Origin of the sequence: Streptomyces sp. NPDC092952 (genome assembly GCF_044754785.1) — a bacterium.
Lineage (GTDB): Bacteria > Actinomycetota > Actinomycetes > Streptomycetales > Streptomycetaceae > Streptomyces.
In genome coordinates this window covers 1-14440 of sequence record NZ_JBIVPT010000031.1, presented here as the reverse complement: position 1 = coordinate 14440, position 14440 = coordinate 1, and the positions used below count along the sequence as shown (strand labels likewise).

At 72.5% G+C, this 14440-nt stretch carries 13 protein-coding genes; 5 read left to right on the top strand and 8 right to left on the bottom strand.

Annotated elements, in window-relative coordinates:
* The first annotated feature begins 114 nt into the window (after window positions 1-114).
* Window positions 115-1320, top strand: coding sequence for an alpha/beta hydrolase (locus tag ACIQGQ_RS35180; protein ID WP_402404112.1), 1206 nt, complete (start codon window positions 115-117; stop codon window positions 1318-1320).
* A 56-nt stretch (window positions 1321-1376) separates the two neighbouring features.
* On the opposite strand, the gene ACIQGQ_RS35175 is transcribed toward ACIQGQ_RS35180, so the two are convergent.
* A complete protein-coding gene (locus ACIQGQ_RS35175; RefSeq protein ID WP_402404110.1) occupies window positions 1377-2210 on the bottom strand; it encodes an alpha/beta fold hydrolase in 834 nt (277 codons plus the stop codon).
* Between the two features lie 42 nt (window positions 2211-2252).
* Window positions 2253-2918 (bottom strand): DUF4097 family beta strand repeat-containing protein, encoded by a 666-nt coding sequence (locus tag ACIQGQ_RS35170; protein ID WP_402404107.1) that lies wholly within the window; start codon window positions 2916-2918, stop codon window positions 2253-2255.
* Window positions 2919-3157: 239 nt separating this feature from the next.
* Here ACIQGQ_RS35170 and ACIQGQ_RS35165 point away from each other — a divergent pair, with 239 nt between their 5' ends.
* Entirely contained in the window at window positions 3158-3901 is a 744-nt protein-coding gene (locus tag ACIQGQ_RS35165) for a helix-turn-helix domain-containing protein (RefSeq protein ID WP_402404104.1), read from the top strand.
* Window positions 3902-4014: 113 nt separating this feature from the next.
* Here ACIQGQ_RS35165 and hemB read toward each other — a convergent pair whose 3' ends face one another.
* The 6 genes from hemB to ACIQGQ_RS35135 all read right to left on the bottom strand — a co-directional run bounded on the left by hemB (window position 4015) and on the right by ACIQGQ_RS35135 (window position 10636).
* Window positions 4015-5013 (bottom strand): porphobilinogen synthase, encoded by a 999-nt coding sequence (gene hemB / locus ACIQGQ_RS35160; protein WP_352278480.1) that lies wholly within the window; start codon window positions 5011-5013, stop codon window positions 4015-4017.
* Between the two features lie 126 nt (window positions 5014-5139).
* Entirely contained in the window at window positions 5140-6810 is a 1671-nt protein-coding gene (locus ACIQGQ_RS35155) for a uroporphyrinogen-III synthase (protein WP_402404101.1), read from the bottom strand.
* On the bottom strand, window positions 6807-7793 hold the full coding sequence (gene hemC / locus ACIQGQ_RS35150; RefSeq protein ID WP_402404099.1) for a hydroxymethylbilane synthase: 987 nt from the start codon (window positions 7791-7793) through the stop codon (window positions 6807-6809). Before hemC ends, ACIQGQ_RS35155 begins: the two co-directional genes overlap by 4 nt.
* Window positions 7790-9325, bottom strand: a complete 1536-nt coding sequence (locus ACIQGQ_RS35145; RefSeq protein WP_402404096.1) for a glutamyl-tRNA reductase — start codon at window positions 9323-9325, stop codon at window positions 7790-7792. The genes hemC and ACIQGQ_RS35145 overlap by 4 nt, the downstream gene beginning before the upstream one ends.
* Window positions 9322-10089 carry a redox-sensing transcriptional repressor Rex gene (locus ACIQGQ_RS35140; protein ID WP_366299865.1) on the bottom strand — a complete coding sequence of 256 codons (768 nt, stop codon included), beginning with the start codon at window positions 10087-10089 and terminating at the stop codon, window positions 9322-9324. The genes ACIQGQ_RS35145 and ACIQGQ_RS35140 overlap by 4 nt, the downstream gene beginning before the upstream one ends.
* Window positions 10090-10360: 271 nt before the next feature.
* Complete coding sequence (locus ACIQGQ_RS35135) at window positions 10361-10636, bottom strand: glutaredoxin family protein (protein ID WP_366299867.1); 276 nt, start codon at window positions 10634-10636, stop codon at window positions 10361-10363.
* 145 nt (window positions 10637-10781) lie between these two features.
* Between ACIQGQ_RS35135 and ACIQGQ_RS35130 the strand changes: the two genes are divergently transcribed.
* The 3 genes from ACIQGQ_RS35130 to ACIQGQ_RS35120 all read left to right on the top strand — a co-directional run bounded on the left by ACIQGQ_RS35130 (window position 10782) and on the right by ACIQGQ_RS35120 (window position 14325).
* Window positions 10782-11729 (top strand): HAD family hydrolase, encoded by a 948-nt coding sequence (locus ACIQGQ_RS35130; RefSeq protein WP_402404093.1) that lies wholly within the window; start codon window positions 10782-10784, stop codon window positions 11727-11729.
* Between the two features lie 377 nt (window positions 11730-12106).
* Window positions 12107-12883: an ECF subfamily RNA polymerase sigma factor, BldN family gene (locus ACIQGQ_RS35125; RefSeq protein WP_402404091.1), complete on the top strand. Its 777-nt coding sequence runs from the start codon at window positions 12107-12109 to the stop codon at window positions 12881-12883.
* A 248-nt stretch (window positions 12884-13131) separates the two neighbouring features.
* The gene (locus ACIQGQ_RS35120) at window positions 13132-14325 is read left to right on the top strand and encodes a DUF5667 domain-containing protein (RefSeq protein ID WP_402404089.1); all 1194 of its coding nucleotides are present in this window, start codon (window positions 13132-13134) and stop codon (window positions 14323-14325) included.
* The last annotated feature ends 115 nt before the right edge of the window (window positions 14326-14440 follow it).

Below are 14440 nucleotides of genomic sequence, written 5' to 3'. Positions count from 1 at the left end.
TTCCTGGGTGAGCCGGTTCTCGCGCCCCGCAGGTGGTTTCCGAGGACTTCGCGGCTCGCGACCAGTCCCGCAGGCGGCACAGCCCCGCCCCGCGCACCACCGCAGGAGAGCATCATGTCCACGTCCACCCGCCGGAGCCCCTCCGCCCGGACCGGCCGGGCGGTCCGGATCCTCCGGGTCGTCGCCGCCGTCCTGGCCTCGTTCCTCGGCTTCCTGGCTCTCGCCATCGTCCTCGGCGCCTACTTCCCGGCCATACCCAAGGCCGGGGTGATCGGTCCGGTCCTGGGCGGGCAGTACCCCTTCCACATCGCCCTGATGGCCCTCGTCGCCGCCGTCCTCTCCTGGTCGGCGTGGCGCGGGGGCCTCGTGCGCTGGGGCCGCGCCGTCACCGTGGTCACGACGCTGTGCACGGTGGGCGCGCTGGCCATCGGCGGCATCCAGTTCCAGGCCGCGCGGAGCGCGGGCGTCGACATCTCCCTGGGCCAGGTCTTCACCGGACTCGGCTACCCGGCCGTGGACCCGGACGCGACCGAGACGTACGCGAGCCCCGGGGGCAAGCCGCTGAAGGTGGACGCGTACCTGCCGGAGAAGACGCCGGGCAAGAAGGTCCCGGCCGTCGTGCTCGCCCACGCGGGCGGCTTCCACACCTTCGACAAGAGCGACCTGCGCGGCACCGGCCGCTGGCTCGCCGACCACGGCGTCGCCGTCTTCGCCGTCGACTACCGCCTCGCCCGCCCCGGCCACCCGACCTGGGACAAGGCACCCCAGGACCTCGTCTCCGCCCTGAGCTGGGTGCGGAAGAACGCCGACGCGTACGGCGTCGACGGCTCGCGGATCTCGCTCGGCGGCATGTCGGCGGGCGGCACCCTCGCGATGAACACCGCCTACCGCCTCCACAACGGCACCATCGAGGCCGCCGAAGGCGCCACCCCCGCTCCCCCCGCCTCCGTGATCGGCTTCTACCCCGGCACCGACGTCACGGAGATGTGGAACGACGACGTGGCCGGCACCCGCGAGGCCGCGGAGCTGTACACCGGCGGTACGCCGCAGCAGTACCCGGACCGCTACCGCGAGGTGTCCCCGACCTCCGACATCCGCGCCGGACTGCCCCGCACCCTGCTCGTGGTCGGCGACCGCGACCGCAGCGCCCGCCCCGGGACCATCACCGCCTTCGGCGACGCGCTCAGGAAGAAGGGCGTCCCCACCCGGGTCGAGGAGCTGCCCTTCGCCGAGCACGCCTTCGACGACGCGTACGGCAGCCTCACCTCCCAGACCAGCCGGCGGATACTGCTCGACTTCCTCACCAAAGACGCCCGCTGACCGCCGGGGCGGCAGGAGGACGGTGACGGGGTACCGGCCCCGTCACCGTCGCCGGTTCAGCGTCCCCCGCCGTCCAGGGCGGCGATCTCGCGCACGGACCCGGCGATCGCCCGGAAGTCCTTCCGGAGGATCGCGCCATGGTTGCTGGGGACCTTGGCGCCGACCCGGATGCGGGGGTTGCGGGCGGTCACCCCGTCGAGGCTCGCGCGTATCCGCTCCTGCTCGTCGTCCCGGCTCCCGAGCGAGGTGCCGGAGGCGACCACGTAGCGCACCGGGACGGTGATGCCGTCCAGCACGGGGCCCAGTTCGCGCTCGCGGGAGATCCGGCCCACCTCGATGTTGCTCTCCGCCTGCTGCTCTGCGGACATGCGCGGGACCAGACCCGTCGGGCGCAGCAGTGGCAGGAACCAGCCCATCCGCCGGAACATCTTCCGGATGCGCAGCTCCATCGCCTCGTCCAGCCAGTCGTACGGGAACGCGCCGTCGACCAGGACCGCGCCCAGCGCGCGCTCCGGATTGCGCGCCGCCCAGTGCGCCCCGACGAACGCCCCGTAGGACCAGCCGACCACCAGTGCCCGGTCCACGCCCCGGGCCTCCAGAACGGCGTCGACGTCACGGACCGCCGCTTCGAAGGAGTAGTCCGCCGAGCGCTTCGACCTCCTGCCGCGCGCCCGTTCGTCGTAGGTGATGTGGCGCCATTCGGTCCCCAGTTCGGCGAGGACCCGCCGCCAGTAGCCCTGGGTGGCGAACTGGCCGTTGAGGTAGATCACGGGGGTTCCGGGGCCGCCGGTGTCGGTGACGGCCAGGGCCGTGTCGTCGACCGGCACCATGCCGGTCCACGGTGCGCTGTTCACGGGCGTGCGGTTGGCGGGCGTGCGGTCTTCACTCATGGGGTCCCCCTGGTCACATGGGTCGGTCGCCGGAACTGGTCGTCAGAGGCTGCGGGCGGTGATGTCGCCGTGCGAGGTGGTGGCGCGGATGTCGAGTCCGGCGGTGCCGTCGTTCCGCAGGGCGTTGCTGACGCGGCCGTGATCCGTACCGGCGTCCAGGGTGGCCGAGACGCCCGCGGCGGCGCCGACCGAGATGTCGCCGGACCGGGTGCGGAGCACGACCGTGCCGCGTACGGCCTCGGCGACCTCGATACGGCCCCGCTCGGTGCTGATCTCCGCGGGGCCGCCCAGCCGGCCGACCTCGACGTCCCCGTCGATCGCGGTGAGGCGCAGGCTCGCGGCCTCGTCGATCCTGATCCGGCGGTACGCGCCCTCGAAGACGACGTCGCCGAGACGGCCGACACCACGGAGCTCGGCGCTGTCGGCCCGCCCCTCCACGCGGGAGCCGGCGGGCAGCCGGACGGTGATCTCCACGGCCCCCGAGGGGCCGGAGAGCCGACCGCCGGGGGCACCGGCCGCGATCCGCAGGACGCCGTCGGCGTACGAGACCTCGGTCCGCTCGACGGCCTTGGCGTCGCGGCCCCTGGAGGGGTCGGCGGGCAGGATCTCGACGATGGTGTCGGCGCGGTCCGCGGCGATGAACCGGACGCTCCCGGCGGGGATGTCCAGGACGGCGGAGACCGGGGCGGGAGTGTCGAACTTCTGCATCGTGCTCTCCTGTGCTCGTTTCGTTTCCGACAACAGAAACGCTACGTTGCTTTCCCGATCACGACAACGAGTTCGTTGCGATGGATCAGCATCCATGCAGGTAGAAGCAGTGCAATTGTTGCAATGACCCTGAACGACAACGCAACGGAGCCGCTCGAATCGTTGCAATGGACAGGAGGTGAACGCTAAGGTCGGACGGTCAGGAGAGGGACCGCCCCGAGGCCACCGAGGAGACAGCGATGCCGGGAGGCAGACTCACCCAGCAGGAACGCCAGCAGATCGCGCTGGGACTGGCCGACAGCCTCCCCTACGCCGAGATCGCCCGCCGCCTCGGCCGTCCGACCTCGACGGTCACGCGCGAGGTGATGCGCAACGGCGGCCCCACCGTCTACCGCGCCGACCTCGCCCACCGCGCCACCGAGCACCGCACCCGCCGGAGCAGGCCCGGCACCGCCCGGGGACCGGAGTCCGCCCACCACCCGCACGGCCGCGACACCGGAGCCGTGGCCGCCTACGAGGAGGCGTTCACCACCGTCCTCATGGCCTCCGGCCTGAACAGGATGGCGGCCCGCGTCCTGACCTGCCTGTACACCACCGACTCGGGCAGCCTCACCGCCTCCGAGCTGGTCCAGCGCCTCCGGGTCAGCCCCGCCTCCGTCTCCAAGGCGATCACCTTCCTGGAGGGCCAGAGCCTCGTCCGGCGGGAACGCGACGACCGCCGCCGCGACCGCTACGTCGTCGACGACGACCTCTTCTACCAGGCGACGATCGCCAGCGCCCGCGCCAACGACCAGCTCGTCGAGACCGCGCGCCGGGGCGCCGCCGTCCTCGGCGCCGACACCCCCGCCGCCGCCCGCCTGGAGAACATCGCCCGCTTCCTCGACTTCATCAGCGAGAGCATCACCCGCGCCGCCGAACAGGCCCGCGAGGTCCTGCGCACCGCCCCCGCACCGCCCCCGGCCCGGCAGGACCCGGCGGACTGACCACCGGGCCGGGCCGAACCGGGCCCCCGCACGCGGCCGGGCCCGCACACGCGAACGGGGGCCGCCGCGGCACTCCCGTACCGCGACGGCCCCCGGCCGTCACCACTCCCGGATCAGCCCCGGGCCAGCCGCTGCGCGACCTCCGTCGCCCAGTACGTCAGGATCATCTGCGCGCCCGCGCGCCGGATGCCCGTCAGGCTCTCCATGATCGCCGCGTCCCGGTCGATCCAGCCCTTCTCCGCGGCCGCCTCGACCATCGCGTACTCACCGCTGATCTGGTACGCGGCCACCGGCACGTCCACCGCGTCGGCGACCTTCGCCAGGATGTCGAGGTACGGACCGGCCGGCTTGACCATGACCATGTCCGCGCCCTCCGCCAGGTCCAGCGCCAGCTCCCGCATCGACTCCCGGGCGTTCGCCGGATCCTGCTGGTACGTCCTGCGGTCGCCCCTGAGCGAGGAGCCCACCGCCTCGCGGAACGGCCCGTAGAACGCCGAGGCGTACTTCACCGTGTACGCGAGGATCGACACGTCCTCGTGGCCCGTCTGGTCCAGCGCGTCCCGGATGACGCCGACCTGGCCGTCCATCATCCCGCTCGGGCCCACCACATGGGCGCCCGCGTCGGCCTGGACCTGGGCCATCTCCGCGTACCGCTCCAGCGTCGCGTCGTTGTCGACCCGGCCGTCCTCGGTCAGCACCCCGCAGTGCCCGTGGTCGGTGTACTCGTCCAGGCACAGGTCCGACATCACGACGAGGTCGTCACCGACCTCCTCTCGCACCGCCCGCAGCCCCGCCTGGAGGATGCCGTCCGGGTCGGTGCCCGCCGTGCCCCGGCCGTCCTTCTTCTCGTCCGCCGGAACACCGAACAGCATGATCCCGGAGACCCCCGCCGACACCGCGTCCACCGCGGCCTTCCGCAGGGTGTCCAGGGTGTGCTGCACCACGCCGGGCATGGTCGAGATCGCGACCGGGGCGTCGATGCCCTCGCGCACGAACGCGGGCAGGATCAGATCCGCCGCGTCCAGCCGCGTCTCGGCGACCATCCGGCGCATCGCCGGGGTCGTCCGCAGCCGCCGGGGGCGGGAGCCAGGGAAGTTTCCGTACACCGTCATGCTTCGAGACTAGACCCGCACACATCACCGGTTTACCGACACCCGTGCCGGAAAAACCGCCCGAAAAGGGCGGAGGCCCGGTCACCGAGGCGACCGGGCCTTCCCCACACCGCGTATCGCGACCGGTCAGGTCGTCGTACGCCTACGACGCGCCCCCGGGCGCCGCTCGCTCGGCCGCGTCACCGGGTCACCGGCCTCCTTCGCCGCCTCCCGGCGCCGCGCGCCGAACTCGGCCAGCGCCTCGGCCAGCTTGTGCACCGAGGGCTCCGGCGACAGGACGTCGACCCGCAGCCCGTGCTCCTCCGCGGTCTTCGCCGTCGCCGGCCCGATACACGCGATCACCGTCACGTTGTGCGGCTTGCCCGCGATCCCGACCAGGTTCCGCACCGTCGACGAGGAGGTGAAGAGCACCGCGTCGAAGCCACCGCCCTTGATCGCCTCACGGGTCTCGGCCGGCGGCGGCGAGGCGCGGACCGTGCGGTACGCGGTCACGTCGTCGACCTCCCAGCCCAGCTCGATCAGCCCGGCCACCAGCGTCTCCGTCGCGATGTCGGCACGCGGCAGGAACACCCGGTCGATCGGGTCGAAGACCGGGTCGTAGGGCGGCCAGTCCTCCAGCAGACCGGCGGCGGACTGCTCACCGGACGGCACCAGGTCCGGCTTCACACCGAAGTCGACGAGCGCGGCGGCGGTCTGCTCGCCGACCGCCGCGACCTTGATCCCGGCGAAGGCACGGGCGTCGAGCCCGTACTCCTCGAACTTCTCCCGGACGGCCTTCACGGCGTTGACGCTGGTGAAGGCGATCCACTCGTAGCGGCCGGTCACCAGGCCCTTGACCGCGCGCTCCATCTGCTGGGGCGTACGGGGCGGCTCCACGGCGATCGTGGGGACCTCGTGCGGCACGGCACCGTACGAACGGAGCTGGTCGGAGAGCGACGCCGCCTGTTCCTTCGTCCGCGGTACCAGCACCTTCCAGCCGAACAGCGGCTTGGACTCGAACCACGAGAGCTGGTCGCGTCGGGCGGCGGAGGTGCGCTCACCGACCACGGCTATGACGGGGCGGTGGCCCTCGGGCGACGGCAGCACCTTCGCCTGCTTCAGCACCTGCGCGATGGTCCCCAGCGTGGCCGTCCAGGTCCGCTGGCGGGTCGTCGTTCCCGCGACCGTCACGGTCAGCGGGGTGTCGGGCTTGCGGCCCGCCGAGACCAGCTCACCGGCGGCCGCGGCCACCGAGTCGAGCGTCGTCGAGACGACGGCCGTGGCATCGCTCGCCCCGACCTCCGCCCAGCACCGGTCGGACGCCGTACGGGCGTCGACGAACCGGACGTCCGCGCCCTGCTCGTCCCGGAGCGGCACACCGGCGTACGCCGGCACGCCCACCACGTTCGCGACCCCCGGGACCACCTCGAAGGGGATGCCCGCGGCGGCGCAGGCGAGCATCTCGGAGCCCGCGTTCCCGTCCAGCCCGGGGTCGCCGGAAACGGCACGGACGACCCGCCTGCCGCCCTTCACCGCCTCCATGACAAGATTGACCGCATCCCTCAGGACGGGGACGCCGGCGGCTGCTGACTGCGCGTCAACAACCGTCAGCTCGGGCGTGCTTACGCCTGCCCGCGCATGGCAGCGAACGACGCCGAGGACGTCCGGCTCGGCGACAAGGACGTCCGCGCTCGCAAGCGCCTCGACGGCGCGCAGCGTCAGCAGTCCCGGATCGCCGGGACCGGCGCCGAGGAAGGTGACGTGCCCTTGTGCGGACAGGGCCGGAAAGTCGGATGCGGCGGGGCCGGTGGGGCTCAAAGTGCTCGCTCCCCCATAAGACCGGCCGCACCCTTGGCAAGCATCTCGGCCGCGAGCTCGCGACCGAGCGCCGCCGCGTCGTCCTGCGACGTGGGAACGGGACCGGTGGTGGACAGCTGCACCAGCGAGGAACCGTCGGTGGAACCGACGACTCCGCGCAGGCGCAGTTCGTTGACAGCCTGTCCGTCGACCAGGAGGTCGGCCAGCGCACCCACAGGTGCGGAGCAACCGGCCTCCAGGGCGGCGAGCAGGGCACGCTCCGCCGTCACGGCGGCCCGGGTGTACGGGTCGTCGAGCTCGGCGAGCGCGGCGGCGAGGTCGGCGCTGCTCGCAGCGCACTCGATCGCCAGTGCTCCCTGGCCGGGAGCGGGCAGAACGGTGTCGACCGACAGGAAGTCGGTCACCTCACCGCTCCGGCCGAGGCGGCTGAGCCCGGCCGCGGCGAGTACCACCGCGTCCAGCTCCCCGCTCCGGACAAGTCCGATGCGCGTATCGACGTTGCCCCGGATCGGCACCGTCTCGATGTCGAGCCCGTGGCTGCGGGCGTACGCGTTGAGCTGCGCCATGCGGCGCGGCGAGCCGGTGCCGACGCGGGCACCGGGCGGCAGCTGCGCGAGGGTCAGCCCGTCCCGCGCCACCAGCACGTCGCGCGGGTCCTCGCGCACCGGCACGGCGGCCAGCAGCAGGCCCTCGGGCTGGGCGGTCGGCAGGTCCTTCAGCGAGTGGACGGCGAAGTCCACCTCGCCGCGGAGCAGCGCCTCGCGCAGCGCGGCGACGAACACACCGGTGCCGCCGATCTGCGCCAGGTGCTCGCGCGAGATGTCGCCGTACGTGGTGATCTCGACGAGCTCGACGGCCCGACCGGTCACCTCGCGCACCGCCTCCGCGACATGCCCGGACTGCGCCATGGCGAGCTGGCTGCGGCGGGTACCCAGCCGCAGCGGCCTGTCGGCCGCCGTGCCCAGGGATGAGTTGTCGGTCATGACCGCCCTCGATTCGGGTCGTTCAGGTCTGCCCGGGAGACGGCGGCGACCGTCTGCGGGTCAAGGTCGAAGAGTTCTCTCAGCGCGTCGGCGTACCCGGCACCGCCGGGCTCGCTGGCGAGCTGCTTGACCCGCACGGTGGGCGCGTGCAGGAGCTTGTCGACGACGCGGCGCACGGTCTGCGTGATCTCCGCGCGCTGCTTCTCGTCCAGGTCGGGGAGGCGCCCGTCGAGCCGCGCGATCTCGCCCGCGACCACCCCGGCGGCCATCGTGCGCAGCGCGACGACGGTCGGGGTGATGTGGGCGGCGCGCTGGGCGGCGCCGAAGGCGGCGACCTCGTCGGAGACGATGGTGCGCACCTGGTCCACGTCGGCGGCCATCGGGGCGTCGGCCGACGCCTCGGCCAGCGACTCGATGTCGACGAGACGCACCCCGTCGAGCCGGGCCGCCTCGCCGTCGATGTCGCGCGGCATGGCGAGGTCCAGCAGCGCCAGGCGCACGGGGCCGGCGCCCTGGGCGGGCACGGTGGCCCGGCGGACGGCCTGGCGGACCGTTCCGGCACCGTTCCCGGCGGCGTTCTCGACCCAGGCGGCGTGCCGGTCGACGTCGGCGGGGGCGGGCACCGCGGACACGGCGGACACGGCGGACACGGCGGGGATCTCGACGGCGGGTGCCTCCGCGGCGGGCGCGGCCTCCAGACCGAGCGCGCCGGCGACGGCCTCGGCGGTCAGCACGAGCCCGGTGGCGCCGGTGCACGACACGACGATGTCGGCACGTGTCAGTTCGTCGCAGACATCGGCCATCTCCACGGCCCGGGCGACCACTCCGGTGCCCCCGGGCTGGGCCAGGATCTCGACGAGCCGGTCCGCGCGGGCCCGGGTCCGGTTGGCGACGACGATCTCGGCGACCCCGGTACGGGCCAGGGTGGCGGCGGCGAGCGAGGACATCGAGCCCGCGCCGATCACCAGGGCGCGCTTGCCCCCGGCCCAGTCGGCGACGTCCGCACCGGCGGCGAGCTGTTCGAGGCCGAAGGTGACGAGCGACTGCCCGGCCCGGTCGATCCCGGTCTCGCTGTGCGCCCGCTTGCCGACCCGCAGCGCCTGCTGGAAGAGGTCGTTCAGCAGCCGGCCCGCGGTGTGCAGCTCCTGCCCCACCGCCAGCGTGTCCTTGATCTGGCCGAGGATCTGACCCTCGCCGACGACCATCGAGTCCAGCCCGCACGCCACCGAGAAGAGGTGGTGGACGGCCCGGTCCTCGTAGTGCACGTAGAGGTACGGGGTCAGCTCGTCCAGCCCGACGCCGCTGTGCCGGGCGAGGAGCGTGGACAGCTCGGCGACGCCCGCGTGGAACTTGTCCACGTCGGCGTAGAGCTCGATGCGGTTGCAGGTGGCGAGCACGGCGGCCTCGGCGGCGGGCTCGGCGGCCAGCGCGTCCTGGAGCAGCTTGTCCCGGGTCTCACCGGACAGCGAGGCACGCTCCAGCACGGATACCGGAGCGCTGCGGTGGCTCAGTCCTACGACGAGAAGGCTCATGCCGGCATCACGGCGGGCATGTCCCCGTCAGGTCCCTTGCGGTCGGTGGCGGCGGCCCGCGCCGGGGGCGCGGCCGGATCGGCGCCGCTCCCGGCGGTGTCCTCGACGGCCTTGCGCTGCTCGTGGAAGGCGAGGATCTGGAGCTCGATGGAGAGGTCGACCTTGCGGACGTCGACACCGTCGGGCACGGAGAGCACGGTCGGCGCGAAGTTCAGGATGGAGGTGACGCCCGCGGCGACGAGCCGGTCGCAGACCTGCTGCGCGGCCCCGGCCGGGGTCGAGATGACACCGATCGACACACCGTTGTCCCCGACGATCCGCTCCAGGTCGTCGGCGTGCTGCACGGGAATGCCCGCGACCGGCGTCCCGGCCATCGCGGGATCGGCGTCGATCAGCGCGGCGACCCGGAAACCACGGGAGGCGAAACCGCCGTAGTTGGCGAGCGCGGCACCGAGGTTGCCGATGCCGACGATCACGACCGGCCAGTCCTGGGTGAGCCCCAGTTCGCGGGAGATCTGGTACACGAGATACTCGACGTCGTACCCGACGCCGCGCGTCCCGTACGAACCGAGGTAGCTGAAGTCCTTGCGCAGCTTCGCGGAATTGACCCCGGCCGCCGCGGCGAGTTCCTCGGAGGAGACCGTGGGTACCGAGCGCTCGGAGAGCGCGGTCAACGCGCGCAGATACAGCGGAAGACGGGCGACGGTGGCCTCGGGAATTCCTCGGCTACGGGTCGCCGGTCGGTGATTTCGGCCAGTTGCCACGGTGCTCCTGCGGGATGAGCGGGGCTGCAGGCGGCCGTATTTCCCATGACCGCCCCGTCGAATGCAGGCTATGTCTTTGTGAACGCGTGCACAAAGATAGTGTCCGTTTTGTCCGGTCAAAGTGACCGGGGTCACGCACATTCCTCGCTCGATCCCGGAACCAAGGACCGCATCAGCCCGTTGCAGGCCCGAAGGGGGCAAAGCGGCACACACTCCTCACGACCACTCCCCCGAGACCACTCAAAACGCCCACGATGGTAACCGGCTTCGCTCAGGAACGCAGCGCCCCGCGCAACCGCGCCGCGTCCACCCGCCAGAACGTGTGCTGCTCGCCGTCGACGAGCACGACCGGGATCTGCTCCCAGTACTCCCGGTACAGCCGCTCGTCCAGGGTGATGTCCTTCTCCTCCCAGGACGCCCCGGTCTCCTCGCACACCTCCCGCACCACCTGCCTCGCGTCGTCGCAGAGATGGCACCCCGGCTTCCCCACCAGGGTCACCACCCGCTCCTCGGGCTTCTTCTTCGTACGTCGCAACAAGGGGCTCATGCCCTCATTCTGCGCCGGGGCCGCACCGGCTCCCCCCGCGGGCCCGGCGGCCGCTTCACCCGTTCGACAAACCTCCGGTCAAGAGTTCACGCCATGGCATACCGGCAGCTCGGGAAGGGCCCGGCCGACTGGCTATGCTCACCGCATGGCCGCTTTTGGATGGCTCACCCCCCGTAGGCGCCCCGCGACAGCACGGAGTGTGCTGGCCGGCGAGGCGGCAGCCGAGGCAGCGCGCAAGACCTCCCTCACCGACGACACCGCGGACGACACGGAACCCGCGACGACACAGGAGGCCGAGGAGGCCCCGTTCCCCGTCGCCGGCGACGACCTGGCCGCCGCCTTCTTCGACCTGGACAACACCGTCATGCAGGGCGCCGCCCTCTTCCACTTCGGCCGCGGCCTGTACAAGAGGAAGTTCTTCCAGCGCCGCGAGCTCGTCCGGTTCGCCTGGCAGCAGGCGTGGTTCCGGCTGGCCGGCGTCGAGGACCCCGGCCACATGCAGGACGCCCGCGACAGCGCCCTGTCCATCGTCAAGGGCCACCGGGTCTCCGAGCTGATGTCCATCGGCGAGGAGATCTACGACGAGTACATGGCCGACCGCATCTGGCCCGGCACCCGCGCCCTCGCCCAGGCCCACCTCGACGCGGGCCAGCGCGTCTGGCTGGTCACCGCCGCCCCGGTCGAGACCGCCACCATCATCGCCCGCCGGCTCGGCCTGACCGGCGCGCTCGGCACCGTCGCCGAGTCCGTCGGCGGCGTCTACACCGGCCGCCTGGTCGGCGAACCGCTGCACGGCCCCGCGAAGGCCGAGGCGGTCCGCGCCCTGGCCGCCGCCGAGGGCCTGGACCTCGACCGCTGCGCCGCGTACAGCGACTCGCACAACGACATCCCGATGCTCTCCCTGGTCGGACACCCGTACGCGATCAACCCCGACGCCAAGCTCCGCAAGCACGCCCGTGCCCGCGAGTGGCGGCTGCGGGACTACCGCACCGGCCGCAAGGCCGCCCGCGTCGGCATCCCGGCCGCCGCGGGGGTCGGCGCGATCGCGGGCGGCACCGCCGCCGCCGTCGCCCTCCACCGCCGCCGCCGCTGACCCGCGGGCGCAACCGCCCCGTACATCCGTACGCCCGCACAACTGATCGGTGACGTACGACCGACCGATGGCGCACAACCGGTCGAACTCCTCACCCGCAGGCCCGCCCGACCTGCCGACCTGCCCTCGCACGGCCACAACTCGTCGCCCCGATAGACAGATCTCGAAGTAATTCGATCAATAAGCGATCACGAACTGCTGCTCGATGGGTCGTTTAGTCGCCACAGAAGCGACGTAATCGATGATTTGAGCAACTGGGCGTAGTGCCGCCTGTACGAAGCGTTATTCTCCTCAGACGCATTCCGGAACCCCCCACTCACTACGACGAGTGAAGGTTTCGCACTGAACGTGATGGAAGCTCTGCCTCTGGGAGTCCCGTGTACCCACACGTCGGGGTTGACGCCTCGGGCCTGGCTACGCTGCGCGCAACGGTCACCGACCTCTTGCGCGGCTTCGTCCCCACCGCGTACGCCGTACCCGCATTCGCCGCCCCTGCACCTGTCGGCCCCTGCTACGCCCTGGCCGAACGGAGTGCGGCGGTCGGAAGACGCGGCAACCGCGGCTCGGCGGCCACCTCCACCGTCCGTCGGCCGACCGCCGACAGCGACAGCGCCCGCATGATGGAGCTCGTCGAGCGCGCCCAGGCCGGCGAGGCCGACGCCTTCGGCCGCCTCTACGACCAGTACAGCGACACCGTCTACCGGTACATCTACTACCGCGTGGGCGGCAAGGCGACCGCGGAGGACCTCACCAGCGAGACCTTCCTGCGCGCCCTGCGCCGCATCTCCACCTTCACCTGGCAGGGCCGCGACTTCGGCGCCTGGCTCGTCACCATCGCCCGCAACCTGGTCGCCGACCACTTCAAGTCCAGCCGCTTCCGGCTGGAGGTGACCACCGGCGAGATGCTCGACGCCAACGAGGTGGAGCGCAGTCCCGAGGACTCCGTCCTGGAGTCCCTCTCCAACGCCGCACTGCTGCAGGCCGTACGACGGCTCAACCCCCAGCAGCAGGAGTGCGTCACCCTCCGCTTCCTCCAGGGCCTCTCGGTCGCCGAGACCGCCCGGGTCATGGGCAAGAACGAGGGCGCGATCAAGACCCTCCAGTACCGCGCCGTCCGCACCCTGGCCCGGCTCCTCCCCGACGACGCCCGCTGACCCCCGTCCCGCTCCGCCCGCCCCCAACTCCCGTGCGGAGCACGCTCCGCGACGCCCACGTCACACACTGGTCCGATCATCCTTAGTGCGTAACCCAAGTGCCGCGCCCCTCGTTGTGCCGGTTGCAGGCCCCCTGTAGTCACCCCATGTCCGCCGACACTCACTCAATCGTGTGAAAGCGCTCAAGGTGTGCAACCCTCCGTACCCCCAGGGGAGTCGACCGTCATGATTGAGAGGAGGTGCCGCCAGTGATCGCAAACGTTTCGGCACACCGGCGGGCGAACGCCTTCGCCCAGGCCCTGGAGGAGCAGTCGCTCCACGGTGCGGCGGCCGGACAGCCCGAGGACCCGGCCGGACCGGCCGACCACGGACCGCTGTTGGCCCTGGCGAACGGCCTCGGTGAGGTACCGCGGCCGGAGTTGGACCCCGAGGTCAAAGTGGTGCAGCGAGCCCAGCTCGTCGCCGCCATGGAGGCCATGCTCAGCGAGGGCGGCGCGTCCGCGGGCCCTACGGTGCCCGAGCAGCGCGCCAAGGGGGCCCACCGGGCCTCCCCGCTCCGGAAGTTGCGTCCGCGTTCACGGTGGACGAAGGGTCTCGCGGCCGGCGGCCTCACCGTCGGTGTGGCGGCGGGAGCCTTCGGCGGCGTCGCCGCTGCCAGTTCCGACGCCCTGCCGGGTGACTCGCTGTACGGGCTCAAACGCGGCATGGAGGACATCCACCTCGGCATGGCCAGCGGCGACACCGACCGCGGCGAGGTCTACCTCGACCAGGCGTCGACCCGGCTCAGCGAAGCCCGCCGCCTGCTGGAGCGCGCCCGCGCCGGCGCCCTGGACCACGAACAGCTCGGCGAGGTCCGGCGCACGCTCAACGGCATGAGCCACGACGCCAGCGAGGGCCACCGCCTCCTCCGCTCCGCCTACCAGCGCAACGGGGCCATCGGCCCGATCCAGACCCTGGACTCCTTCTCCCGCTCGCACCGCGAGACCTGGAGCAGCCTCCGCGACCGGCTGCCCCTGCAGCTCACGGACGTCGGCGACCAGGTCAGCTCGGTCTTCGACGCCATAGACGAAGAGGTCGGCCCGCTCCAGTCGCTCTTCCCCCGCACCCCGGACAGCGGCGGCGCCCGGCGGTCCGGCACCGCGGAGCGGGGCACCGGCCCCACGCACACCACCCCCTCGGCACGCACCTCCCCCGAAGCCTCCCGGAACCACTCCGAGGCCGAGAGCTCACCCCACCCCTCGGGGGCGGACAGCTCCCCGGCCGAGGGCGGCCTGATCGGCGGCTCCACCGGCGGGCTCCTCGGCTCCGACCCGTCCCAGGGCTCCACCCCGTCCGCCGACGACCGCCCGGGCGACCCGCCCGCCCCGGACATCACCCTTCCGCCGCTGCTCCCCGGCCTCCTCCCCGGCCTGGGCCTGCGCGGCCAGGACGCGGGCGACTGACCCGCGCGGTCACGTGGTCGGGGGGGGGGCGCGGGGGGGGCCCCCCCCCCCCCCCACCCCCCGCCCGCCCCCCCCCCCCCCCCCGGGGGGCCCGGGCGAAAAAAAAATAAAAACC